General features: G+C 67.5%; 22 protein-coding genes. 17 read left to right on the forward strand and 5 right to left on the reverse strand.

Annotated elements, in window-relative coordinates; genetic code table 11:
* The first annotated feature begins 57 nt into the window (after positions 1-57).
* The 10 genes from ACIPVN_RS12375 (at position 58) to ACIPVN_RS12420 (ending at position 10,005) form a co-directional block, all read left to right on the forward strand.
* Entirely contained in the window at positions 58-501 is a 444-nt protein-coding gene (locus ACIPVN_RS12375; protein ID WP_400443111.1) for a hypothetical protein, read from the forward strand.
* Entirely contained in the window at positions 498-860 is a 363-nt protein-coding gene (locus ACIPVN_RS12380; protein WP_400443113.1) for a hypothetical protein, read from the forward strand. Before ACIPVN_RS12375 ends, ACIPVN_RS12380 begins: the two co-directional genes overlap by 4 nt.
* A 130-nt stretch (positions 861-990) precedes the next feature.
* Positions 991-4,707 (forward strand): proline dehydrogenase family protein, encoded by a 3,717-nt coding sequence (locus ACIPVN_RS12385; protein WP_400443115.1) that lies wholly within the window; start codon positions 991-993, stop codon positions 4,705-4,707.
* Between the two features lie 137 nt (positions 4,708-4,844).
* A complete protein-coding gene (locus ACIPVN_RS12390) occupies positions 4,845-5,225 on the forward strand; it encodes a hypothetical protein (RefSeq protein WP_400443117.1) in 381 nt (126 codons plus the stop codon).
* The gene (locus ACIPVN_RS12395) at positions 5,141-5,905 is read left to right on the forward strand and encodes a hypothetical protein (protein ID WP_400443119.1); all 765 of its coding nucleotides are present in this window, start codon (positions 5,141-5,143) and stop codon (positions 5,903-5,905) included. Before ACIPVN_RS12390 ends, ACIPVN_RS12395 begins: the two co-directional genes overlap by 85 nt.
* A 107-nt stretch (positions 5,906-6,012) precedes the next feature.
* Complete coding sequence (locus ACIPVN_RS12400) at positions 6,013-6,447, forward strand: hypothetical protein (protein WP_400443121.1); 435 nt, start codon at positions 6,013-6,015, stop codon at positions 6,445-6,447.
* Positions 6,447-6,662, forward strand: a complete 216-nt coding sequence (locus tag ACIPVN_RS12405) for a helix-turn-helix transcriptional regulator (protein ID WP_400443122.1) — start codon at positions 6,447-6,449, stop codon at positions 6,660-6,662. Before ACIPVN_RS12400 ends, ACIPVN_RS12405 begins: the two co-directional genes overlap by 1 nt.
* Before the next feature lies 1 nt (position 6,663).
* On the forward strand, positions 6,664-7,680 hold the full coding sequence (locus tag ACIPVN_RS12410; RefSeq protein ID WP_400443124.1) for an NAD(P)-dependent alcohol dehydrogenase: 1,017 nt from the start codon (positions 6,664-6,666) through the stop codon (positions 7,678-7,680).
* A gap of 169 nt (positions 7,681-7,849) precedes the next feature.
* On the forward strand, positions 7,850-9,523 hold the full coding sequence (locus tag ACIPVN_RS12415) for an ATP-dependent nuclease (protein WP_400443125.1): 1,674 nt from the start codon (positions 7,850-7,852) through the stop codon (positions 9,521-9,523).
* Between the two features lie 326 nt (positions 9,524-9,849).
* A complete protein-coding gene (locus tag ACIPVN_RS12420; RefSeq protein WP_400443127.1) occupies positions 9,850-10,005 on the forward strand; it encodes a hypothetical protein in 156 nt (51 codons plus the stop codon).
* A gap of 29 nt (positions 10,006-10,034) precedes the next feature.
* Here the strand turns inward: ACIPVN_RS12420 and ACIPVN_RS12425 are convergent, their stop codons facing one another.
* A complete protein-coding gene (locus tag ACIPVN_RS12425) occupies positions 10,035-10,382 on the reverse strand; it encodes a hypothetical protein (protein ID WP_400443129.1) in 348 nt (115 codons plus the stop codon).
* Positions 10,383-10,847: 465 nt separating this feature from the next.
* Positions 10,848-11,198, reverse strand: coding sequence for a hypothetical protein (locus tag ACIPVN_RS12430; protein ID WP_400443131.1), 351 nt, complete (start codon positions 11,196-11,198; stop codon positions 10,848-10,850).
* 206 nt (positions 11,199-11,404) lie between these two features.
* Here ACIPVN_RS12430 and ACIPVN_RS12435 point away from each other — a divergent pair, with 206 nt between their 5' ends.
* The 4 genes from ACIPVN_RS12435 (at position 11,405) to ACIPVN_RS12450 (ending at position 17,265) form a co-directional block, all read left to right on the forward strand.
* Complete coding sequence (locus ACIPVN_RS12435) at positions 11,405-12,946, forward strand: hypothetical protein (protein WP_400443132.1); 1,542 nt, start codon at positions 11,405-11,407, stop codon at positions 12,944-12,946.
* Between the two features lie 986 nt (positions 12,947-13,932).
* A complete protein-coding gene (gene ddaH / locus ACIPVN_RS12440; RefSeq protein WP_400443134.1) occupies positions 13,933-14,811 on the forward strand; it encodes a dimethylargininase in 879 nt (292 codons plus the stop codon).
* Positions 14,808-16,028 carry an ornithine--oxo-acid transaminase gene (gene rocD / locus ACIPVN_RS12445; protein ID WP_400443136.1) on the forward strand — a complete coding sequence of 407 codons (1,221 nt, stop codon included), beginning with the start codon at positions 14,808-14,810 and terminating at the stop codon, positions 16,026-16,028. The genes ddaH and rocD overlap by 4 nt, the downstream gene beginning before the upstream one ends.
* Before the next feature lie 70 nt (positions 16,029-16,098).
* Complete coding sequence (locus tag ACIPVN_RS12450) at positions 16,099-17,265, forward strand: hypothetical protein (protein WP_400443138.1); 1,167 nt, start codon at positions 16,099-16,101, stop codon at positions 17,263-17,265.
* Positions 17,266-17,384: 119 nt separating this feature from the next.
* Here ACIPVN_RS12450 and ACIPVN_RS12455 read toward each other — a convergent pair whose 3' ends face one another.
* The 3 genes from ACIPVN_RS12455 to ACIPVN_RS12465 all read right to left on the reverse strand — a co-directional run bounded on the left by ACIPVN_RS12455 (position 17,385) and on the right by ACIPVN_RS12465 (position 19,739).
* Positions 17,385-17,768, reverse strand: coding sequence for a hypothetical protein (locus ACIPVN_RS12455; protein ID WP_400443139.1), 384 nt, complete (start codon positions 17,766-17,768; stop codon positions 17,385-17,387).
* A 190-nt stretch (positions 17,769-17,958) separates the two neighbouring features.
* The gene (locus tag ACIPVN_RS12460; RefSeq protein WP_400443366.1) at positions 17,959-19,293 is read right to left on the reverse strand and encodes an MFS transporter; all 1,335 of its coding nucleotides are present in this window, start codon (positions 19,291-19,293) and stop codon (positions 17,959-17,961) included.
* A 5-nt stretch (positions 19,294-19,298) separates the two neighbouring features.
* Positions 19,299-19,739, reverse strand: coding sequence for a MarR family winged helix-turn-helix transcriptional regulator (locus ACIPVN_RS12465; RefSeq protein WP_400443141.1), 441 nt, complete (start codon positions 19,737-19,739; stop codon positions 19,299-19,301).
* A gap of 59 nt (positions 19,740-19,798) precedes the next feature.
* On the opposite strand from ACIPVN_RS12465, the gene ACIPVN_RS12470 reads away from it, so the two are divergent.
* From ACIPVN_RS12470 to ACIPVN_RS12480, 3 genes are all read left to right on the forward strand, one after another.
* Positions 19,799-20,536 carry a copper homeostasis protein CutC gene (locus ACIPVN_RS12470; RefSeq protein ID WP_400443142.1) on the forward strand — a complete coding sequence of 246 codons (738 nt, stop codon included), beginning with the start codon at positions 19,799-19,801 and terminating at the stop codon, positions 20,534-20,536.
* Between the two features lie 29 nt (positions 20,537-20,565).
* Entirely contained in the window at positions 20,566-21,432 is an 867-nt protein-coding gene (locus ACIPVN_RS12475) for an alpha/beta fold hydrolase (protein ID WP_400443144.1), read from the forward strand.
* A gap of 283 nt (positions 21,433-21,715) precedes the next feature.
* Positions 21,716-22,453, forward strand: a complete 738-nt coding sequence (locus ACIPVN_RS12480; RefSeq protein WP_400443145.1) for a DUF1684 domain-containing protein — start codon at positions 21,716-21,718, stop codon at positions 22,451-22,453.
* Positions 22,454-22,465: the final 12 nt, after the last annotated feature.

The raw sequence follows: 22,465 nt of genomic DNA on the forward strand, positions 1-22,465 counted from the left end.
AGCCTGGCGTGTCGCCCGCATTCTCCGAAGTGGTGCGGGCAGAAGGCGAGGGGGAGCATGAGCGAGTTCGAGGTGCACGACCGGCCTCCGTCGCGGCAGACGAACGACGATCTCCCCGCGGCCATGTTGCTCGCGATCGTGTGCGGCGTGGGCGTGGCCCTTCTGTGGGTGGTCGCCGCGCTGATGCTCATCGCGCTCGTGCAGGGCTTCGGCAACTCCGCTTCTCCCTGGCTGCTCGGGTGCCTGTTCGGTGTCGCGGGAGGTATCGCCGGCGTCGTCGGATGCGCCCGCGGCTGGGTCTGGGTGCGCTGGGCCGCGCTCCTGCAGGCGCTCGTCGTGACGGTGGTGCTGTGCACGTTCGTCGGGTGGATGCCGTTCGTCCCGTGGGTCGTCGCACTGTTCATCACCTACGCGGGGCTGCAATTCCTGCCGTCGTCGCACCGTTGGTACCACCCGGTGCCCTTATGGAAGCAACAGGAAGCGGCGGGCCTCGACTCATGACGGCGGCCCCAGCGCCCGACGAAGTGGGCGAGCGCGAGGCCGACGAGATGCCCCCGGCGATGGTGTTCGCGGTGGTCGCCGGGGTGGGCGTGGTGTTCGTGTGGGGGCTCGGGGCGCTCCTCCTCGTCGGATTCCTCGGCGTCTCGAATGCGATGAGCGTCGGATGGCTGCTCGCGTGCGTCGGCGCCGCGGGGGCCGGCGTGATCGGCGTCATCGGATGCCGGCGTCGGTGGGTCTGGGTGCGGTGGGCTGCACTCGTGCAGGCCTTGGCATTCACGGCGGTATTCATCTCGTCCTGGCTCGATGCGCCGCAGAGCACGGGGTTCATCGCCGTATTCGTCGCGTACGCCGGCCTGTAGTTCCTGCCGTCGTCACACCGGTGGTACCACCCTCTCCCGAGGCGGAGGTGACCTCTCTCTCACCCCTCACCCGCGGAATCACGGGCGAGCCAGCCCGCTCCCGCGGCACCGCCGCTCTAGTGTGAGACACATGGCAGAGTCGTCTCCCGCATCGGATGCCGCGGCATCCGCCTCGATCGCCGATCAGGCCGTCGAGCTCGCCCGTCGCTGGGTCGTCGAGGCCGCCGCGGCCGACGTCGATCCCGCTGCCGCGCGTCTCGCCGGTGTGCTGCGCGATGAGAACGGCCTGCCGTTCACGCTCGGTTTCGTCGACGGCGTCATGCGGCCCGAAAGCCTGGGTGCTGCGGCATCGCGCCTCCGCCGAATCGCTCCGCTCGTGCCGGAATTCCTGCCCTGGTACTTGCGCGGTGCGGTCAAGCTCGGCGGCGGCATCGCTCCCGTGCTCCCCGCTCCCACCGTGCCGATCGCCCGCCGCGTGCTGCGGGAGATGGTCGGGCACCTCGTGGTCGACGCGCGCCCCGCCAAACTGGGGCCGGCGATCGAGCGCATCAAGGGATCCGGTGCCCGGCTCAACCTCAACTTGCTCGGCGAGGCCGTGCTCGGCGAGGGTGAGGCGCAGCGCCGACTCGACGGCATCCATGATCTGATCCGCCGGCCCGACGTCGATTACGTGTCGGTCAAGGTGTCGGCCGTCGTCAGCCACATCTCGATGTGGGCGTTCGACGAGGTGGTCGAGCGGGTGGTCGAACGGTTGCTGCCGCTGTACCTGACGGCGTCGGGCCCTTCGACAGGCTCAGGGACCCAGGGGGCGACAGGCTCGGGGACCCAGACCTTCATCAATCTCGACATGGAGGAGTACCGCGACCTCGACCTGACGATCGCGGTGTTCACGCGCATCCTCGAGGACCCGCGCCTGGCGAATCTGCACGCCGGCATCGTGCTGCAGGCCTACCTGCCCGACGCCCTGCCCGCGCTGCAGGAGCTCACCGCCTGGGCGCAGGACCGCGTCGCCCACGGCGGCGCCCCTATCAAGATCCGCCTCGTCAAGGGCGCGAATCTCGCGATGGAGCGCGTCGAAGCGACCATGCACGGGTGGACGCCGGCGACGTACGACACCAAGCTCGACACGGATGCCAACTACCTCCGCTGCCTCGACTGGGCCCTGCAGCCCGAACGCACCGCCGCCGTGCACCTCGGTATCGCCGGGCACAACCTCTTCGGCATCGCGTACGCCTGGCTGCTCGCGGGCGAGCGCGGGGTGCGCGAGCAGGTCGAGTTCGAGATGCTGCTCGGCATGGCCCAGGGGCAGGTGCAGGCGGTCTCGCGCGAGGTCGGCCCTGTGCTGCTCTACGTGCCGGTGGTCGCACCCGCCGAGTTCGACGTCGCGATCAGCTACCTCGTCCGCCGGCTCGAGGAGAACGCCTCGAGCGACAACTTCCTGTCCGCGGCCTTCCAGCTCGGCGAGGACGAGTCCCTGTTCGTGCGCGAGCAGGACCGCTTCCTCGACGCCCTCGATCGCTCGAGCGACCCGAACCTGCGCACGGGGCCGCGCCGGCGACAGGATCGCCTCGCCCCGATGCACGAGTCCGTGCGTCCGGTGCTCATCGACCCGGTGCCCGAAGCCGACCTGACCAAGGCCGTGCTCGGCATCTCGCGCGGATCGTCCGACGACGACGGCTTCGACGCCGAGCAGTTCCTCGAGACCGCGGTGTATGCGCCCCGAGAGCTCGCCGATGCCTCGGCCGGTGCGCCCGGCTTCACGAACGCGGTCGACAGCGACCCGGCCCTGCCCGCCAACCGCGAGTGGGCACGCGGCATCCGCGAACGCATCGCGACATCGACCGCCGGCGACGATACCCTCGCGTCGGCGCTGGTCGAGGATCCCGCGGCCCTCGAGGACATCGTCACGACTGTGCGCGATGCCGCGCCCTCGTGGGGGTCCCGCCCCGCCGCCGACCGATCCGAGGTACTGCTGCGCGCGGCCGCCGCGCTCGAATCCCGTCGTGGCGAGCTGATCGAGGTCGCGGCATCCGAGACCGGAAAGGTGTTCGCCGAGGCCGACGTCGAGGTCAGCGAGGCCGTCGACTTCGCCCGCTACTACGCGGCGACCGCGCGCGAGCTCGATGCGATCGCGGGGGCCGCGTTCGTTCCGGCATCCGTCACGGTCGTCACCCCGCCCTGGAACTTCCCCGTCGCGATCCCCGCCGGGGGAGTGCTGGCCGCGCTCGCCGCGGGATCGGGTGTGATCTTCAAACCGGCGCCGCAGGCGCGCCGCTGCGCCGCGGTGATCGCCGAGGCGCTCTGGCAGGCGGGTGTGCCGCGCGACGTGCTCGCGCTCGTCGACATCGAGGAGGGCGCGCTCGGGCAGCAGCTCGTCACGCACGGAGCCGTCGACCGCGTCATCCTGACCGGGTCGTGGGACACGGCGGCGCTGTTCCGCTCGTGGCGCGCCGACCTGCCGCTGCTCGCCGAGACCAGCGGCAAGAACGCGATGATCATCACCCCGTCCGCCGATCTCGACCTCGCGGTGGCCGACCTCGTGAAGAGTGCTTTCGGTCACGCGGGGCAGAAGTGCTCGGCCGCGTCGCTCGCCATCCTCGTCGGGCCGGTCGGACGCTCGCAGCGCTTCGCCCGGCAACTGGCGGATGCCGTGCGCTCCCTGCACGTGGGCTGGCCCACCGACCCGCTCGCCGAGGTCGGGCCCGTGATCGAGAAGCCGCAGGGCAAACTCGCCTGGGCGCTGTCGCAGCTCGAGGGCGACGAGAAGTGGCTCATCGAGCCGTCGCTCTCGACCGAGGACGACGGCAGCGGGCGACTGTGGAACCCGGGTGTGCGCGTGGGCGTGCGGGCCGGGTCGCGGTTCCACCTCGAGGAGTTCTTCGGGCCGGTGCTGGGCGTGATGTACGCGCCGACCCTGTCGGCCGCGATCGAGATGCAGAACGCCGTCGCCTACGGGCTGACCGCAGGGCTCCACACGCAGGATCCGGGCGATCTCGCGAACTGGCTCGACACCGTGCAGGCCGGCAACCTCTACGTGAACCGCGGCATCACCGGTGCGATCGTGCAGCGCCAGCCGTTCGGCGGATGGAAGCGCTCCTCGGTCGGTCCCGGCACGAAGGCCGGCGGCCCGAACTACCTCATCGGCCTCGGGTCGTGGCGGTCGCGGCCCGGTTCGACCCCGTCGAGCACACTGCACCTGCGCGGCCTCGACTCGCGCATCACCGCCCTGATCGAGTCGGCCCAGCCCTCGCTCGACTTCGAGTCGTTCGAATGGCTGCGCAAGTCGGCCCTGTCGGACGCCCTCGCCTGGGACCGCGAGTTCGGCCAGGTGCGCGACGTCTCGCGGCTGGGTGTCGAGCGCAACCTCTTCCGGTACCGCCCGCTGCCCGTCGAGCTGCGGGCGACGGAGGATGCTCCGCTGCAGGAAGTGCTGCGCACCGTTCTCGCCGCGGTGCGGGCCGGTGCGCGATTCACACTGTCGGTGTCGGTCGGGCTGCCCGCGGCGGTACGCCATGCGCTCGGCGACCTCGATGCGGCGGTGTTCCTCGAGACGGATGACGAGTGGGTGGCGCGGGTGCGCGGACGCGACGAATCGGATGCTGAGGGCGAAGCGGTGTCCGCGCCCCGGGCATCGCGCATCCGCCTGATCGGTTCGCGTGCCGCGGTGGCGGCGGCGCACGCATCGCTCGCCCGAGCGGTCGACGGCGATCCCGACCCCGCGGTCTACGACGGCGAGGTGACCTCGGCCGGGCGCATCGAACTGCTGCCCTTCGTGCACGAGCAAGCGATCTCGATCACGGCGCACCGCTTCGGCAATCCCGATCCGGTCTTCGCCGAGGTCATCTGAGGCCTGCGGGGCTGATCTCGCAGATATGCACTGTTCTCGCAGAGATTCCCCGGAATCGATGCGAGATAACCGCGGATCTGCGAGATTATGTGCTGCGGATGGGCGAGCGCCGTGCGAACGGCGGAAGAGGAGACCGGATGGATGACTCTCGCGTCACGCTGCCTGTCCGAGAGCCCGATGAACCGCCGCGCGCGCGGGTGTTCTGGGACTGGCAACAACATGCGCTATGGATCTCGGGTCGCTACGGAATGAACTACATCGAGGGACACGAGATCGGGTTGAGCCCGAAGCTCGTCCGCGACCTCGCCGAATGGTCCCGTGTTGCCGATGCCGGCTTCAACGAGGACTACCCGCCCGACAGCGAGGTGCCTCCGGGGTGGGCGGCAGAGGGTCTTGCGCTCGCCCGGCGCGTGCGCGCGGAACTGCCCGCCGAGTGGATCGTGACCGCACGCGACCCGACCTCGGGGAGGCACTTCGTGCTTCCGGCCCGATTTCGAGAGACGAAGGCGCCGACGTGAGTCCGATCACTCCCGAGCAACTCGCTCACATCGCAAGCCAGTGCGAGGATCGTGACCTCCACAGCATATGGTCCGCCTTCGACACCCCCGGCGGTGATCCCGAGTTCCCTCATTCGCTGATGACCTTCACGGAGCGCCGCGAGGGGTTCCTGTGGACGGTCAGACAGCTCTTCGATCACGGCTACGAGCTGCTCCGTGACGGAGTTATTCCCTTCCCCGGGCCGATCGACGACAAGATTGACGCGCTCCGTCAGGCGTTTCCCGCGGACGACGACGGCATGGACGAGGGGATGTGGTTCTTCCTCCCCGAGTGCCCGATGGGGGCGAACTGGAAATGGCCGAATCGGGCTGAGCCGATCCCGTTTCTCGCGGGTGGGGAGTCGATGGTGGTGCTGACGGACGGGCATCTCGTTCGAAGAAGCCTGAAAGCTCCGGGAGTCGGCGCGGTCACGCAGGGTTCGTCCCAGATCCTCGCCCCCGCGCACGTGCGCTATATCGCGGCGGCTCTGCAACATCGCGTTCCCAAGAATGATCAGCCGACTCTCGATGAGCTGGTCGCGGAGCTTCGCGCTTCGATGCCGCAAGACGTGAACGAGTTCACGAGCGCTGACTATTCGCACTTCTTCCATCACCTGTGCCCGATCGAGATCACGTGGGCGCGGCGCCAGCTCGAGGAGTGAGCGTCGAGGCTCCGGCCTCCACTCCAAACATGATGTAAAGAATCCTTGACACCGCGCGCCGGCCGGACGTACTCTCATGTCAAGAATCCTTTACATGGAGGGGCGTCGTGGTTTACGAAGAGCGCAATGCCTGGGCAGGGCTCATCATCAGCCTGATCGTCATCCCGGCGTACGTCGTCATCGTGCTGCAGCAGGCCGCGACGCGTCCGATCGAGAGCGTCGACTGGTTTCCCCTCATGCTCTGGACGATCGGTCTCGGCATCGTCGGAACGATCGTGCTCGGCATCCTCTGGGGCCTGATCGCCCACCGCGGAGATCCTGACGGCACCGGCCGCAGCGACATCCGTGACCGCGACATCAGCCGCCTGGGCGGTCGTGTCGAGCAGGCGTTCGTCGTGCTCGCCGGGCTCGGGGTCATCGGGCTCTGCGCGGTCGGCGCCGACGTCTTCTGGATCGCGAACACGATGTTCGCCGGCTTCGCGGTCTCGGCCATCGTGGGCGGCATCGCCCGGGTCATCGCTTACCGCCGAGGGCTCGTGTGATGGTCAAGCCCACACTCGTCTCGAACAGCATCCGCACCCACCGCGAGGCCGCGGGCCTCACCCAGGCCGAACTCGCCCGCACGATCGGCGTCACCCGGCAGACCCTCATCGCGATCGAGCAGCAGAAGTACTCGCCCACACTCGAACTCGCGTTCCAGATCGCTCGCGCCTTCGGCGTCGGGCTCGACGACCTCTTCACCTACCCGGAGGCGTGACATGAACGAGACGATGATGGCCTGGAGCAATGCGGCGTACGGTCCGGCGTCGGGCCAACGGGGAGAGCGAATGCCGGTGCCCGAGACCGGCCCCGGCGAGGTGCTGCTGCGCATTCGCGCCACCGCGCTCAACGCCGGCGACGTGCGCCTCATGCTCGGCGACCCCCTGCTCGTGCGACCGATCTTCGGACTGACGCGACCGAAGCAGCCGGTTCGCGGCCTGGACGTGGCCGGCACCGTCGTCGCCGTCGGTGACGGGGTCACGGATGCTGCGCCCGGCGACGAGGTCGTCGTGGAGCTGTCCGGCGGGGGAGGGCTGGCGGAGTACGCCGTCGCGCCGGCGGGTCGGCTCGCGCTGCGTCCGGCATCCGTCGATCCGATCTCCGCCGCGTGCGTCCCGATCGCGGGAGGGACGGCCTGGCAGGCGTTGGACGCCGCGGGGATCACGCCCGGAGGCGCGGCGGCTCCCGGGCGCCGAGTGCTGGTGATCGGCGCATCCGGGGGAGTGGGCACGTTCGCCGTGCAGCTCGCCGCGATCCGCGGGGCGGAGGTCTGGGCGACGTGCGGCGAACGCAACAGCGCGCTCGTCGAGGAGCTCGGCGCGGTGCGGGTGCTCGACCACCGCACGTCGCCCGTGAGCGACCTGCCGGCGGAGCACTTCGACGCGGTGATCGACGTCGTCGGCGGGATGCCGCTGCGTCCGTTGCAGCGCCTCGTGCGCGACGGCGGCGCGGTCGTGCTCGTCAGCGGCGACGGCGGGCACGTGCTCGGCCCGATCCCGCGGATGCTGAAAGCCCTCGTGCTGTCGATCGGCTCGCGCCGTCGCATCCGTTCCCTGGCGGCGGCGCCGAAACCCGAGATCGTGCGCGAACTCCTGGCGCTCATCGAGGCCGGCGCTCTGCGCCCGGTGATCGAACGCGAGTACCCCTTCGCCGAAGCATCCGCCGCCCTGTCCCACGTCGCCGCCGGCCACACCGTCGGCAAAGTCGTCGTCACGGCACTATCTGACGGCCCCTAGGCTTCGAATCGCTCACTCCGCAGATTCCGCGCCCCGAGAGCCTCGCCAAACTCGCTCGCCTCAAGTTCCGAGTCCGCGACCGAATGTTTCGTTGCTGGGTATGGGGTCACGCAGTCAACGTTGGTGACAACGGTGAGGGGCGACGCATCGGTGCGGCATGATGACAAGCATGCTGAAAGGTCTCGCGTTCCGCGGTTTCCGTAGCTTCCCGTCGTCCCACCTGGCTGTGCTCGTACCGCTGAGTCGAATCAACCTCATTGTGGGTAAGAACAACTCCGGGAAGTCGAACATCCTGCGCATCCTGCATCAGCAGTTGGGTGAGGGAGTGGCGGTCGGGCGCAACGATCGCCCTCTCGGCGATGGAACCCATGATCCGCTCGTGCTTTTCGGCCAGGAGCACAAGCTGCCGACCGCTGCGATGAGAGAGCGACTCGCGAGCAGCACATTCGGGATGATCGAGGAGTTCGTGTCGCACAACACCGTTTCCCGGGGGTACCCAGGGCTCATCTGGTCCACCAAGAACGGTGGCGTTCACCTTGAGGGAGAAGTCCCGCCTCACACTGAGCACCTCGTGAGGACTCTGTCAGGCTCGTGGTCCTCCAACGACGCCGCGAACGCGACCCGAGTGGCAGGGCTCATCAGCCAGCAGGTCGACAGCCTTCCAAGAGCGGTCTATGTCGAGGGAACTCGAGTCATTACCGACGACAACGAGGAGTCGCCGGACTTGAATGGTAGGAACATCAAGCAACGGCTCTTAGAGCTTCAAAATCCAACCACCGAACGTCTCGCGGAGAGGGCGAAGTTCTTCGAGATTCAAGAGTTCGTGCGCACTGTCTTGGATGACCCCGAAGTCACGATCGACATAGCACACGATCTTTCCACCATTCACGTGACGCAGCACGGCCGCACGTTACCGATCGAGAATCTAGGAACGGGGGTTCACGAGGTCGTGATTCTCGCTGCCGCTGCCACCCTGACGACCGATTCGATTGTGTGCGTCGAAGAACCCGAAGTGCACATGCACCCGCTACTCCAACGCCAGCTCCTGCGCTACCTCGCTAAGAGGACAACCAACCAGTACTTCATCGCAACCCACTCAGCGCACTTATTGGATTCCGACATTGGGACGATCTTCCACGTTCAGCACGATCCTGTCTTGGGATCAAGCGTTCAACGTGCTGGAACCAGCAAGGAACATGCGCGCATTGCGAGCGACCTCGGCTACCGCCCGTCGGATTTAGTTCAGTCGAACGCAGTCATCTGGGTAGAAGGCCCGTCAGACCGCATCTACGTCAAGAGCTGGCTGGATGCGCTTGCCCCCGGACGATTCCTTGAGGGGCTGCACTACTCGATCATGTTCTACGGCGGAAGCTTGCTCAATCAGCTGTCGCCGCTCGACGAGGAAGAGGTCAACGAGTTCATCTCTTTGAGGCGGTTGAACCGCTACATGGCGATCGTGATCGACTCCGACCGTAAGTATGGTCGCGCGCGGCTCAACGACACCAAGATCCGTGTCAAAGAGGCGGTCGAAGAGGGCGACGAGGACGGACTCGTATGGGTTACTGCGGGATACACGATCGAGAACTACGTGCCTGAGGAACGTCTCAACGCTGCGATCCGTGAGGCTCATCCCGGGCGTGCGCGCGCGGATTCCCGAGTGTTTGGCCCGATGGAGCGGTACTCAAATCCGTTGTCCGAAACTCGAACGCAAGTGAAGCACCCGAGCAAGGTGGCAATCGCGAAGGTCGCAACCCGCGAATTGCCTCTCGAGTGGCCCTTCGACCTTAAGAAGCGGATGCTCGCACTGATCTCTCTGATTGAAGCCGCCAACTCTCACCTCTAGCGAACGATTAGGGCCGCTCCCGCCGGAAACGAGTTCGATGCGGGAGGCCACCTTTCGCTGCTGGGTATGGGCAGGCGGCCTTCCTCCTGGGCGCCTTTTCGAGTGATTCTGAGCGCAATATGCCTTCGCTATGACTGACTTCGCTGAGTTCGTTCAGATCGAGAAAGCCCGGGAAGCCAGCGGATCGCCGAGATGCGATCACTCTCGTGCGGCAGAGGAGTTATATCGCGGCTCTCGCACCGGTGATCCAGGCTGTCTGACTGCGGAGACACCTGGCCGAAGGGCGCCGTCCCGCAGCCGCGGGGCAACAACTGATGCAGACCTACATGTCGCGTTCCGAGCTCGCCGAACGGATCGGCGTGAAGCAAAACTCCCTCGGACAGTACAAGCGACCCAACCCGACGCGATGCTTCGGCACCGCCCGCGGATGGTTCCCCGAATCGTGGACGCAGGGCACGCGGCACGGCCAGAGCGAGGGGTGAGCGCTACTCGACGGTAGCGCGTTTGGTCATTAGTTATCGTCGAACTCGATACGTTCCGAACCAAGCTCCAACGCCCACGTTTCGATGCTTGTCTCGAGGTCATGCCCTACGCACGCGAAACCCGCGCGCTTGAACAGCTTCTTGCTCGGATGGTTGCGCCAGTGAATCTCGCATGACACATCGCGATACCCCTGCTCGACATACTCTGGATCTCGCGTGATCTGGTCGATCAGCACAGCCACCAGTTCGTCTGCAACGCGCTGGTGAGCAAGTCGCTGGGCGCGGGCCACCGCGCGAATGTAGAAGGAGTCGTCGACAGAGCGCGGCTCGTACATTCCGACCGCAGCCAGGCCCTCGTCGGAATACCCGACGAACATGCGCTGCCCCCTGAGTGGTGGCCTTTGGGCGCGTAGCCCCGTCTGGACGCGAAACTGCCAAGGCTGAGGGTGCGCCGGCTTGTGCGTCACAGGATCTCGCGGCATTCTCGCCGGGTAGGCGCAGACGAAGGACTGCAGATGCTCGCGATCAGAGTGCGAAGCTTCTCGCCAATTAAGCGGCACGCTTGCGATCGCGCCACGCAGCCAAGTGAGACCGAGATGCAGCGCTGGGGGCGCGCATGAAATCATTCACCAGGGAAGCGCGTTCGCTGTCAGTCAGTCCATCATCGCCGAAGCGGGAGCGACCGATCGCCGACTCCTGTGTGTAGATGGGGGCTGTAAAGGGCATGACGTCAGAGTAACCCCGACGAGGGACACGCTCAAGGGCGTATGCAGACTCATTCGTCTCGGCCGGAGAGAGAGGTTCCTATGCCTTCCGCCGGCCTATCTCCCACCAGAATCTCGTCAGCCCTGCGCGAATAGGACGTTGAGCAGACCAGCGAGGGCGGCAACGAAGATGATGCCCCATCCACTCGCTTTCAACGCTTCCCGGGAATCCTTCGCGGCGATGAACTTCTTCCCGCCGCGTCCTGAGAGCTCGACCAATATTTGCGCGACCGTCCCGGCGACGAGCATCGCAGCGGCATAACCCTCCAGGAAACTTCGGCCCATCGAGAGGGCGTGCGCACCGGCAATGAGAGACAGGACAGGAGAGAGGAGCACGAATCCGAAGTAGAGCTTGGTGGCCGCGGCGCTTCGCTTCTTGTATGCCAGGACGACAACGCATATGAGTGCGACGACGATGACGGTGACCATTGCCCAACCGATTGCTTGCATAATCCGAAGCTATCTGAATGTCGCGGGCCGGTCGGTCGTTCGTTCACCTTGACGTCTCGGATGTCCCTGTCATAATCGGATGCAGTATGGGGGACAAATTGAATCACGACGACGCGGTCGATGTCCTTCGGCAGGCCGATGAACGTAGAACGAGCCAGACTAACGGGAGCGGTCCGTGGACCGTCGTGTACGACAGTTGGCACGACTCTGGTGATCGGAACGGTGGACGCTTCGCGGCGTTTGCTGCGCCGGATTACCGCGATCGCGCTATGCAGAGCGGCAGCTGGGACATGTCCGTGGGCGGTGGCTTTCCGGGGTTCTCGCAGCATCACGAGGATGGCGAGTGGGTCAGCACGTACCACCGCAACATCGACGGACCAGATCTTGAACCGCTTGTCCTCCTCCAGGAGATGCACGGTGCCGTTGCTGATGCCTATCTCATCTCCGAAGAGTTTCGGCTTTTGCTGCACCTGTGGGAAGACAAGGCCACGGGGAACTACTACAGCGTCGGCGATGATGGCTCCAGGGAGCTCGCAATCGCTTTCACAGGCCACCAGATTCGCGTTCGGACGCCATTCCTGCGTCGGTACCAGGCCGCCCGCCAGCTCGACCTCCTTCTCTTCTCGGACACTCGTGGGTTTGTAGACACAGATGAGAAGCCGGAAGCGTTCGAGGAGCTGAACGAGGAAGACCATGTCGAGAAGGATTCGGTTGTCTTCATGGGTGTCGGTGATATTGGTTTCGGGCGGAGCCAGGTCTTCTCTCGGCTGCTTGTCAAGCGCGTCCTTCCACCTCCTCCACGAGAGCAGAGCGGAATCTGGCCGTGGGATCGCGACGATGAGGAGTACCCCGAGTTCATCATCGGCGAGGACGAGAACGGGCGCCCGGTCAAGTTCACCTGCGAGGAGGACAAACTCGCAAACTACTTCGGGAAGAACTCTGACGCTCCGCACTATCTGACACCCGTCTTCTTCAAGCCCGAGGTGCTTAAGCGCTACTACGACGACCCCAGCCTATATTCGGTCTCTGACGGCCGACTCAACTGTGGACATGTCTGGGGTGTCCAGATCGACAACGGCAACCCCGCTGCTGTCATGGTGTTCCTGGGCGACATCGGTCGAGACATTCCGAACAGTCACCGTGACCATTGGCGTGCGTACAACATTCCGCCGGTCTCGAAGATGAGCGAATCCACTTTCCGTCGCTCCTTCCTCGCACAGTTCGCTGAGACGGAGAACCCGGAACACCTGTTCAAGAACGCCTATCTCGCTATCCAGCGCGCATGGATCGAGAACTGGGGATGGGGCCTGTACCGCGAGGCCGAAGGAAGTGACGCCGAGTTGATCCAGCGCGTTCGCATCCCTCTCAACAGCACCGACACTGAGTTCGAAGCGCAATTGCTCAGCCTCGCGAAGCTCCTCGTCGACCTGTTGAACGAGTCCGCGATCGCGGCGGATCTCCCTCCGATCAAGGACGAGAAAGGCATCTCAAAACTCAAGCGCTTCCTAGAGGCTCGCAACTACAAGCACGTCGGTCGCGACATCGGACTGCTACGCCGCATCCAAAGCCTTCGATCGCGTATCGCCGCGCACACGTCCGGTTCGAGTGGGCAGGCTTTCCTCGCCGAAGAGCTCGACGGCCTGAGTAAGCCCGACTTCGTCGAGAAGCTCATGCGCGAAGGCACTCAAATGTTTGCAGACCTATCAGAACTGGACCCTGGTGAGTAGCTCAGACTGGGGTGAGCTTCGTGCCTGAGGTCTGGGCCGGCTCTCGCTCCCCGGGGGGGGGGGGGGGGACTCGCTCGGGAGCGCGCGATTTCAAAGGTCGCGGAGCCTCCCCAACTCTGTTGAGAGCTAAGTAGCGTCCTAGTAGACGCAGATTAAGCGATTCGAAAGCAGCGGCAAATGTGCGCGAGTCGTTTCATGCACCACCCGTCGCGACGGAGGATCGACTCGGTGGTGGCCGAGCGACCCCGCCAACCACTCACGAAGGAGACGGGCATGGCGGATGGTGGCGGTGTCGAGCGGATCTCGGAGATCCAGGACGAGATCTCGCGGTTCACGTGAGAGCCGGTGGCCGATCGGGCCGACCGCGCTTACGTGCGGGGCACGGTTTGGGATGACGAGCTCGGGCAAATGCTGATGGTGAGCGAGAAAATGCTGGGCGCCGTTCGAGGTAAGACGCTCCTCAAGAACTCGGACGTGCCAACGACAAGGAATACGACCGGAGGTCGGAGTTCGTCCGCCCACGGATAGAGGAACTCCACGACCTCCTCTTCACGCTGAAGGGCAAATCACCCGTGCATTTCGATGGGTGGTCGACACACATTCGGCCAGGTTGATAGCGACTGGACGTATGACGACGACCTCACACCCCTGGAGGAGAAGGACGACTTCTGGAACACCGGAAGGGCGACTTCGCCTGGTGGCCGAGATTGAGGCATCCCTGACCGCGGACCGATCCGCACCTCCACCTTTCGAATCGCTCACTTTGACGCTTCCCGGCCTCCGAAACGACGAAGTGAGCGATTCGAAACGCGAATCAACCGAACCGACCCCGCTCTGGCACCCCACAGCCCGCGGATGGCACAATGAAACCGGCGTGCCCGAGTCGCATCTTCCCCGCCGCCTCGCAAAATGAGCGAGCGAGCGGGTCGAACTTCCGCCGGGCCCCTGGACAGCGTCCGCCGCACCCGTTCATTCGAGGAGCATCCATGTCGACGCCCGAGACCGCCGTGGCATCCGCCCCCGTGCGCACCGCGCACCACCGCCGCTACCTGATGTGCAAGCCCGAGCACTTCACGGTCAACTACTCCATCAACCCGTGGATGGAACCGTCGAAGCCGACCGACACCGCCAACGCGGTCGCGCAGTGGCAGAAGCTCTACGACCTCTACGTCGAACTGGGCCACGAGGTCGAGCTCATCGAACCGCTCGCCGGCTACCCCGACATGGTCTACACGGCCAACGGCGGATTCCTCATCGACGGCCGCGCGTACGTGCCCGAGTTCCGCTTCGTCGAGCGCCAGGGCGAGGCGCCCGCGTTCGCCGAGTGGTTCCGCCAGGCCGGCTACGACACGGTCATGCCCCAGGAGGTCAATGAGGGCGAGGGCGACTTCCTCCTCGTCGGCGACGTGATCCTTGCCGGCACCGGCTTCCGCTCGACCGGCGACAGCCACCGCGAGGTCGGTGAGGTGTTCGGCCGCGAGGTCGTCTCCCTCAACCTCACCGACCCGCGCTTCTACCACCTCGACACCGCCATCGCGGTGCTCGACCCGGTGCAGGGCATCGAGAACGGCGGCCCCGAGCGCGCCAACATCGCCTACCTGCCGGGTGCCTTCGACGACGAGAGCCGCGCGATCCTCGAGGAGCGCTTCCCCGACGCGATCCTCGTGTCGGACGAGGACGGCGCCGTCTTCGGCCTCAACTCGGCGAGCGACGGATACAACGTCATCATCTCGCCGCGCGCGAAGGGCTTCGAGAAGCAGCTGCGCGAGCGCGGCTACAACCCCATCACCGTCGACCTCTCGGAGCTGCTGCTCGGCGGCGGCGGCATCAAGTGCTGCACGCTCGAACTGCGGGGTGCGAAGTGACGTCGGGCGCTTCCGCCACGTCGGTTCCTGAGCGAGCGAAGCGAGACGACGGGCACGTCGCCCACAACTACCACCCGCTGCCGGTGAACATCGCGCGCGGCGACGGCGCCTGGGTGACGGATGTCGAGGGCAAGCGCTACCTCGACCTGCTCGCCGCTTACTCGGCCGTGAACTTCGGCCACCGGCATCCGGCTCTCGTCGCGGCGCTCACCGAGCAGCTCGGTCGGGTGACGCTCATCAGCCGCGCGTTCCAGAGCGACCGTCTCGAGCCGTTCGCGGCCGCCCTGGCGAAGCTCGCGGGCAAGGACCTGGTGCTGCCGATGAACACGGGCGCCGAGGCGGTCGAGACCGGCATCAAGGTCGCGCGCGCCTGGGGTTACCGCGTCAAGGGCATCGCCGACGGCAAGGCCCGCATCATCGTCGCGGCCGGCAACTTCCACGGCCGCACGACGACGATCGTCAGCTTCAGCGACGACGAGCAGGCGCGCGACGGCTTCGGTCCGTTCACGCCCGGCTTCGACATCGTGCCCTACGGCGATGCGGATGCCGTGGCCGCCGCGATCACCGACGACACCGCCGCCGTGCTGATCGAGCCCATCCAGGGCGAGGGTGGCGTGATCATCCCGCCCGAGGGCTATCTGCGCCGGATCCGCGAGATCTGCGACGAGAAGAACGTGCTCTTCATCGCCGACGAGATCCAGTCGGGACTCGGCCGCGTGGGCGAGACGTTCGCCAGCGACCGCGAGGGCGTCGTGCCCGACCTCTACCTGCTGGGCAAGGCCCTCGGCGGCGGACTGCTGCCGGTGTCGGCGGTCGTCGGGAACGACGACGTGCTGGGCGTGATCCGTCCGGGCGAGCACGGCTCGACCTTCGGCGGCAACCCGCTCGCGGCGGCCGTCGGTCTGCGCGTGGTCGAGATGCTCGAGACGGGCGAGTTCCAGGAGCGCGCCCGCGCCCTCGGCGCGCACCTCGCCGCGGCACTCGAACCGCTCATCGGGCACGGTGTCACTGCGGTGCGCATCGCCGGTCTCTGGGCGGGCGTCGACATCGACCCCGCGAAGGGCACCGGTCGGGAGATCGCCGAGAAGCTGCTCGAGCGCGGTGTGCTCGTGAAGGACACGCACGGCCAGACGATCCGCATCGCCCCGCCGCTCGTGATCCGCGCGACCGAACTCGACTGGGCGGTCGAGCAGCTCAGGGTCGTGCTGGGCGCGTAGCGCCGCGGCATCCACCCTTCGTCCCTCCGTCGACACCGACATCGTTAGGCTGTCGGCGGAGGGGGAACCGATGGCATATCAGAATCCTGACGCCGTGGCGGCCGGAGCGCCGCCCTGGCACCTGCCCGCGCCGCAGCCGCGCCCGACATCGGGCGGCATCCGCGGATTCGTCTGGGCTCTGTGGCCGGTGATGAGCTGGCTGCTGCCGGTGTTCTTCAGCTTCCACGGGTTTCTCGGCGGAGGCGGGTGGGGCACGCTGATCCTGATGTTCGTGTCGCCGATCTTCATCCCGGCGATGGGACTGCTCGGCATGCTGCCGCGGTTCATTCTGCGCAAGCGCGGGCACCGCACCACCCCCGGGCCGATCATCTGGCTGCTGTTCGCGAACTGGTGGGCATGGGTCGCGTTCACGATCACGATGCAGGATGCCGGCGACTCAGGCCCGATGGAGACGATGCTCGACGGCATGCTGCCCGCGCGTCTCTCGTCGGACTTCGAGCAGGGGATCTTCCTCGGAGCGGTCGCGGTCGCGTGCCTGTCGTGGCTGGCGGTCCTGTTCGTCGCGATCGCCCAGCCGCCGCCGCGTCCGGGTGCGCCGACCCGCGGCGGAACCTGGGATGCGGTGTCCTGGAACGCCGCTTTCCTCGTGCCCGCCCTGCTCGTGGGCACGGTGGCGCTGGGCGTGCAGGTGACGGCGTTGCAGACGGATGCCGCGGGCGACACGGTCGCACAGGTCGAGGCGTTGCCGATCGCCGCGCAGGCCGACCGTGCGGAGGCGAACTACGGCCTCACGCAGCAGAAGCTCTCGGAGGTGCGGGAGCTGATCGCCGACGACGGCTGGAGCGTGCGCGACGAGAACGGCGGCTGGGTTCGAGGGCCGGCCTTCGCCTCGTCGTACGGCTCCTGCGGGGGATCGGATGCCGAGTGCTACGTCTTCGAGGTCGGATTCGCCCTCGCGAAGGCGCCCGCCGGCTTCGACTCGTACGACGAGGCGTGGGATTCCCGGCTGAGCGAGCTCGGCTGGACGGCATCGGAGCGCGGCTACGGGTGGACCGACGCCGACGGCTTCACCCTCGAGATCGACCAGCGCCAGAACGTCGACCGCCTGGTCGTCGCGATCGAGAGCCCGTCGTGGTGGGGTGACACCTACGACATCCGTCAGGAGCTGGGAGAGGCCGACGAGGACCTCGGACTCGGACTCACGTATCGCTTCGACGAGTGGCCGCCGCTGCGCTGAGCCCGTACCCGCCCACAGCGCGAACCACCCCCTCCGGGGCCTCCCGCATGCGGGTGGCTCGCGCTCGAGGGGGTGGTTCGTGCGTCACGGGGGATGACGCGCGCCGGCGAAGCTGGGGACTACGCGGGCGGGCTATCGGGGTCGAGGAGCTTCAGGGTGTCCTCTTCCGCTTCGTTGTCGGCCTGGAGCTGTCGCTCCGTGGTCTGGTCGCCTCCGAGAGGTGCATCGCGATCGGGCCCGGCGTCGCCCTGGATGGCGCCGCGGGGCGAGTCGCCGTGCGAGCTGTCGCCCTGGATGGCGCCGCCCTGGGCCGCACCCTGGTTGCCGTGCTCATCACCGGGGGCGTCTTCGTCGGCGTCGCCCTGGAGCGCGCCGCGGGGGGAGTCCCCGTGCGAGCTGTCGCCCTGGATGGCGCCGCCCTGTCCGGACTCCGAAACGTCGACGCCCTCCGCGCCCTCGGCCGGATCTTCCGCGTGCGGGGTGTGTTCCGTGTTCTCGTCCATGCGCGCGACGCTACGCGCGGGGCACGGCATCCGCAGACCCCATTGACAAGCCTCCCCTCACTGCACTCACCGCGCCCCGTTCCGCTATCCCCGCACCGATCGGTGCGAAACGCCGTAATGAACGCCCAGAGTCGACATTCGGCACCGATCCGTGCGGTTCGGCGCACGATGCCGCGACGGATGCCGAAGGCTACGGGTTCTCGGGGTCTTTCGGGCGGCGGATGGGCGTGGTCACCGCTGCCTCGTCGCTGAACTCCACGGGGTCGACCTCGTCGATCACGCTGAGCGGTCGGGTCTCGTCGAGGGTGAGCAGGAAGCGGCGGTTCTCGTGGCGATGCAGGCGTCCGGACGTGAACACCCAGATCGCCCCGATCGCGCAGGCGATGAGCCCCGCCGTGCCGCCGAGCATGATCGCGGTGCGGGGTCCGAAGGCATCCGCCACCCACCCGGCGATCGGCGCGCCCACCGGGGTCGATCCCATGATGACGGCCATGTAGAGAGCGAGCACCCGGCCGCGCAGAGCGGGGTCGGTCGTCATCTGCACGTAGCCGTTCGCGGTCGTCAGCAGCGTCACGATCATGAAACCCGTGAACATCAGCGTGATGCCGTAGGTGAGATAGGTGGGCATGGCGGCCGACACGAACGCGGCGACGCCGAACCCCCCGGCCGCGAGGATCACTACACGAACGCGTGCCCGGTCGCGGCGAGCGGCGAGCAACGCGCCGGCGAGCGAACCGATCGCGAGGACCGACGAGAGCACGCCGTAGCCGTCTGCCCCGGCGCCGAATTCGAGGGCCATGGTCGAGGCGAAGATCGGGAAGTTCATGCCGAACGCGCCGATCAGGAACACCGTCACGAACACGACCCGCAGGTCGCTGCGCCCCCAGACGTAGCGGAAGCCCGCCGCGAGTCCGCCCCGCCCGCGGTTCTTGGGGCGCTTCGCGAGCAGGCTCGTGCGCAACAGGCCGAGCGCGAGGATCATCGCCAGGAACGTCGCCGCGTTGACGATGAACACCCAGCCCGACCCGATCGCCACGATCAGCAGACCGCCGACGGCGGGGCCGATCATGCGCGCGAGGTTGAACGAGGCCGAGTTGAGGGCGACGGCGTTCGAAGTGTCGGATGCCGACACCATGTCGGACACGAAGGCCTGTCGCGCCGGGGCGTCGAAGGCGTTCACGATCCCGAACCCGAGGGCGAACCCGAACATCATCGGCAGGGTCATGAGGCCGTTCAGCAGCAGTACGCCCACGGCGATCGCGAGCAGCAGCAGCGCACTCTGCGTCGCGAGCAGGATGCGGCGGCGCTCGAACCGGTCGGCCACCCAGCCGGTGAGGCTCACGAGCACGAGCGGAGGGCCGAACTGCAGAGCCATCGTGAAGCCCATGGCCGCGGCGTCGTTGTCGGTGAGCTCGGTGAGCACGACCCAGTCCTGGGCGGTGGCCTGCATCCAGCCGCCGACGTTCGAGACGAGGGCGCCGGCGAACCAGATGCGGTAGTTGATGTTCGCGAACGAACGGAACATCGCGCTCATCGGTCGGTCACCCGTCGCATCAGGACGCTCGCCTCGCGCAGCGTCGTGAGCTCGTCCTCCGTGAAGTCGAGGTCGGCGAGCATGTCGGCCAGCAGCACGTCGCGGCGGCGGACGGTCTCGACGACGAGTTCGGCGCCGGCATCCGTGATCTCGACCTGCACGCGGCGGCGGTCGTCCTCGTCGACGGATCGGGTGACATAGCCCTGCTCCTCGAGGCCGTTGATGGTGTTGGTCATCGAGGGAGCGGTCACGCGCTCGCGCTCGGCGAGAGTCGAGATGGTGCGACGACCGTTCATGCGCAGGTCGGCGAGCACGGCGAGCTGCGCATCGCTCATGGAGTCGGCGGCGCGGGCGCAGCGCAGGCGTCGCGCCAGCCGGAAGGTGGCCATGCGCAACTCGGTGGCGGTGAGCTGGAGGGAGTCGTCGGGCGAAATCATTACTTAGTTAGTCTATCTAAGTAATCGACGCCCGGGGCGAGAACGGCAGAATGGAGCGCGTGACCCGAACCCCCGCTCTCGAAATCGCCGTGCAGGATCCCGCCGGAGTGCGCATCGCCGGTGAGGTCGGCGCCGCGCGCGTCGAACTCGCGACCGCGCTGGCGCTCGGGGGCCTCACCCCGTCGCCCGCCACGCTCGAGCTGTCGGTCGAGGCGGCGCGTGACGCCGGCGTCGAGGTGCACGTGCTCGTGCGCCCGCGCGGCGGCGACTTCCACTACACCGACGACGAGATCGCGATCTGCGAGCGTGACGTGCGCCGCGCGCTCGAGGCCGGAGCCGACGGCGTCGTGATCGGCGCCCTCGATGCGCACGGCGTGCTCGACCTCGAGGTCATGACCCGGCTGCGCGAGGCGGCCGATGGAGCGTCCGTCACGCTGCACCGCGCGATCGACGTCAGCCCCGACCCGCTCTCGACCCTCGACGCGGCGATCGCGCTCGGGCTGCGGCGCGTGCTCACCTCGGGCGGAGCATCCGCCGCGATCGACGGCATCGACACGCTTCGCGCCCTGATCGCCCGGGCCGACGGGCGCATCCAGATCATGGCGGGCAGCGGCGTCGATGCTGCGAACGCCGCAGAGCTCGCCTCCACCGGCGTCGATGCCCTGCACTTCTCGGCCAAGCGCACGGTCACCGCCGAGGGCGGCGTGCGCATGGGATCGGCCTCCGACGGCGTCGGCGGGTACGAGGTCACCGACCTCGACACCGCCCTCGCCGTGCGCACCGCCCTGGGGCTGTGAGGCGCGCCCCCGATCGGTAGGCTCGCAGCGTGACGGATACCCGAGAGTTCACGGATGCCGACGGCATCGCCATCGTCTACGACGTGCACCCGTCAGCCACGACGCCCCGCGGTGTCGTGCAGCTGCTGCACGGGGTCGGCGAGCACGCGGGTCGCTACGGTGCGCTGATCGCCGCGTTGACCGCGGCGGGCTTCACCGTCTACGCCGACGACCACCGCGGCCACGGCCGCACCGGCATCCGCCAGCACGGGGGTCCCGCGCGATTGGGCCGGCTCGGCAAGGGAGGGCTGCGCGCCGCGAAGGAGGCCGTGTGGCAGCTGACGGGCATCATTCGCGACGAGAACCCCGACCTGCCCCTCGTGCTGCTCGGGCATTCGTGGGGATCGTTTCTCGCGCAGATGCTGCTGAACGAGCATCCCGAGGCGTTCGACGCCGTGATCCTGTCGGGGTCGGCCTTGCGGATGCCGGGGTCGCTCAGCGCCGCGCCCCTCAATGCCCGCTGGGCCGGGCCGGACGCCACCGGCTACGAGTGGCTCAGCCGTGACCCCGAGGTGTGGACGGCGTTCGAGATCGACCCGCTCACCACGGGTGAGCCGCTGCTGAAGCTGTTCGGGCCGATCGAAGCCGCGAAGCTCTTCGGGCGCCCACGCCGCGGCCTGCGTGCGACGGCCGGCCGCGACATCCCCCTTCTGCTGCTGGTCGGTCGTGACGACCCGGTCGGCGGCCCCCGCAGCGTCCACAAGCTCGCCGACGAGTACCGTGCGCGTTCGGGCTTCAGCGATGTGACGACCCTCGTCTACCCCGATGCGCGGCACGAGATCTTCGCCGAGCTGCAGCAGGACGAGGTGCGCGCCGACACCCTCGCCTGGCTCGACACGCACATCCCCGCGCGCTGACGTTCGGTCACGGTGGGGCCCTTCTCTGCGCCGTGCGACCGCGGCCAACGGTTGCTCCTCGTCGGCCGCACAACTTCGGAGATCGCATCCGACACTCCGCCAGGGCGGACGGCGGCGCGGCGTGTCGCGGCGGATCTCCGAAACTGTGCGCGGTCGGCGACGCCCACGAGTGCCGGTATGACGCCGGATGACGTCGGGTGAAGGCGCATGACACCCGCCCCACGGATGCTTCGCCCCCGCCGTAGATTCAGGGCAACATTCCGCGGTGACGGGAGGAGGCCCGATGAGCTTCGAGAGCGACTGGCGTGCGTGGCACGACGAACGCGAACGCGTGGCGGGTGCCGAGTACGGACCGTCGGCCCTGGAGTCGACGAACTGGCTGATCTCCGAACCCGCCGCGGTCGAGAACGTGCCGGGGCTCTGGGCGGTCGGCGGTGAGGGCGAGATCCGCGGCATCGAGCTCGGGGTCGCCGGAGCCACCGTCACCCTTCGTCGGGGCGAGGCGCTGCGCTTCGGGCGGCGCGAACTGCGGGTGTTCCCGCGGCGCCAGACCGTGGCGCTGCGGGTGTTCAACCCGGCCCGCCCGCAGCGCGAGCGGTTCAGCGCGATCGACGCCTATCGTCCCGATCCGGTGTGGCGGCTCCCGGCGACGTTCGCGCCCGCCACCGACGAGTCGATCACGATCGTCGCGATCGACGGTGACCGGCACGAGGCGCCGATCGCCGGTCGGCTGCGGTTCGAGATCCGCGGGGTCGCGCACGAACTGACCGTGACGCGCAACGTGCGCGGCGGCCTCGGCGCGGTGTTCGCCGACGGGACCACCGGCATCGAGACGTTCCCCTTCCGCTTCCTCGCGATCGACGAGCCGGATGACGACGGCGCCGCGGTCGTCGACTTCAACCGGGCCCACCTGCCGCCGTGCGCGTTCTCAGACCAGTTCGTGTGCCCGCTCCCGCCGGCGGGCAACCGCATCACCTCGTACATCCGCGCCGGCGAGCGCGCCGTCGTCCTCGGTCGCTGACCCCTCCCCACA

This window comes from Microbacterium sp. NPDC090003 (assembly GCF_044748385.1).
Lineage (GTDB): Bacteria > Actinomycetota > Actinomycetes > Actinomycetales > Microbacteriaceae > Microbacterium.

What these genes read in the sequence shown, in the direction of transcription:
- ACIPVN_RS12375 (WP_400443111.1), top strand. Translation starts at nt 58, where the DNA reads ATGAGCGAGTTCGAGGTGCACGACCGGCCTCCGTCGCGGCAGACGAAC.
- ACIPVN_RS12380 (WP_400443113.1), top strand. Translation starts at nt 498, where the DNA reads ATGACGGCGGCCCCAGCGCCCGACGAAGTGGGCGAGCGCGAGGCCGAC.
- ACIPVN_RS12385 (WP_400443115.1), top strand. Translation starts at nt 991, where the DNA reads ATGGCAGAGTCGTCTCCCGCATCGGATGCCGCGGCATCCGCCTCGATC.
- ACIPVN_RS12390 (WP_400443117.1), top strand. Translation starts at nt 4,845, where the DNA reads ATGGATGACTCTCGCGTCACGCTGCCTGTCCGAGAGCCCGATGAACCG.
- ACIPVN_RS12405 (WP_400443122.1), top strand. Translation starts at nt 6,447, where the DNA reads ATGGTCAAGCCCACACTCGTCTCGAACAGCATCCGCACCCACCGCGAG.
- ACIPVN_RS12410 (WP_400443124.1), top strand. Translation starts at nt 6,664, where the DNA reads ATGAACGAGACGATGATGGCCTGGAGCAATGCGGCGTACGGTCCGGCG.
- ACIPVN_RS12415 (WP_400443125.1), top strand. Translation starts at nt 7,850, where the DNA reads ATGCTGAAAGGTCTCGCGTTCCGCGGTTTCCGTAGCTTCCCGTCGTCC.
- ACIPVN_RS12420 (WP_400443127.1), top strand. Translation starts at nt 9,850, where the DNA reads ATGTCGCGTTCCGAGCTCGCCGAACGGATCGGCGTGAAGCAAAACTCC.
- ACIPVN_RS12425 (WP_400443129.1), bottom strand. Translation starts at nt 10,382, where the DNA reads ATGTTCGTCGGGTATTCCGACGAGGGCCTGGCTGCGGTCGGAATGTAC.
- ACIPVN_RS12430 (WP_400443131.1), bottom strand. Translation starts at nt 11,198, where the DNA reads ATGGTCACCGTCATCGTCGTCGCACTCATATGCGTTGTCGTCCTGGCA.
- ddaH (WP_400443134.1), top strand. Translation starts at nt 13,933, where the DNA reads ATGTCGACGCCCGAGACCGCCGTGGCATCCGCCCCCGTGCGCACCGCG.
- ACIPVN_RS12450 (WP_400443138.1), top strand. Translation starts at nt 16,099, where the DNA reads ATGGCATATCAGAATCCTGACGCCGTGGCGGCCGGAGCGCCGCCCTGG.
- ACIPVN_RS12455 (WP_400443139.1), bottom strand. Translation starts at nt 17,768, where the DNA reads ATGGACGAGAACACGGAACACACCCCGCACGCGGAAGATCCGGCCGAG.
- ACIPVN_RS12460 (WP_400443366.1), bottom strand. Translation starts at nt 19,293, where the DNA reads ATGTTCCGTTCGTTCGCGAACATCAACTACCGCATCTGGTTCGCCGGC.
- ACIPVN_RS12465 (WP_400443141.1), bottom strand. Translation starts at nt 19,739, where the DNA reads ATGATTTCGCCCGACGACTCCCTCCAGCTCACCGCCACCGAGTTGCGC.
- ACIPVN_RS12480 (WP_400443145.1), top strand. Translation starts at nt 21,716, where the DNA reads ATGAGCTTCGAGAGCGACTGGCGTGCGTGGCACGACGAACGCGAACGC.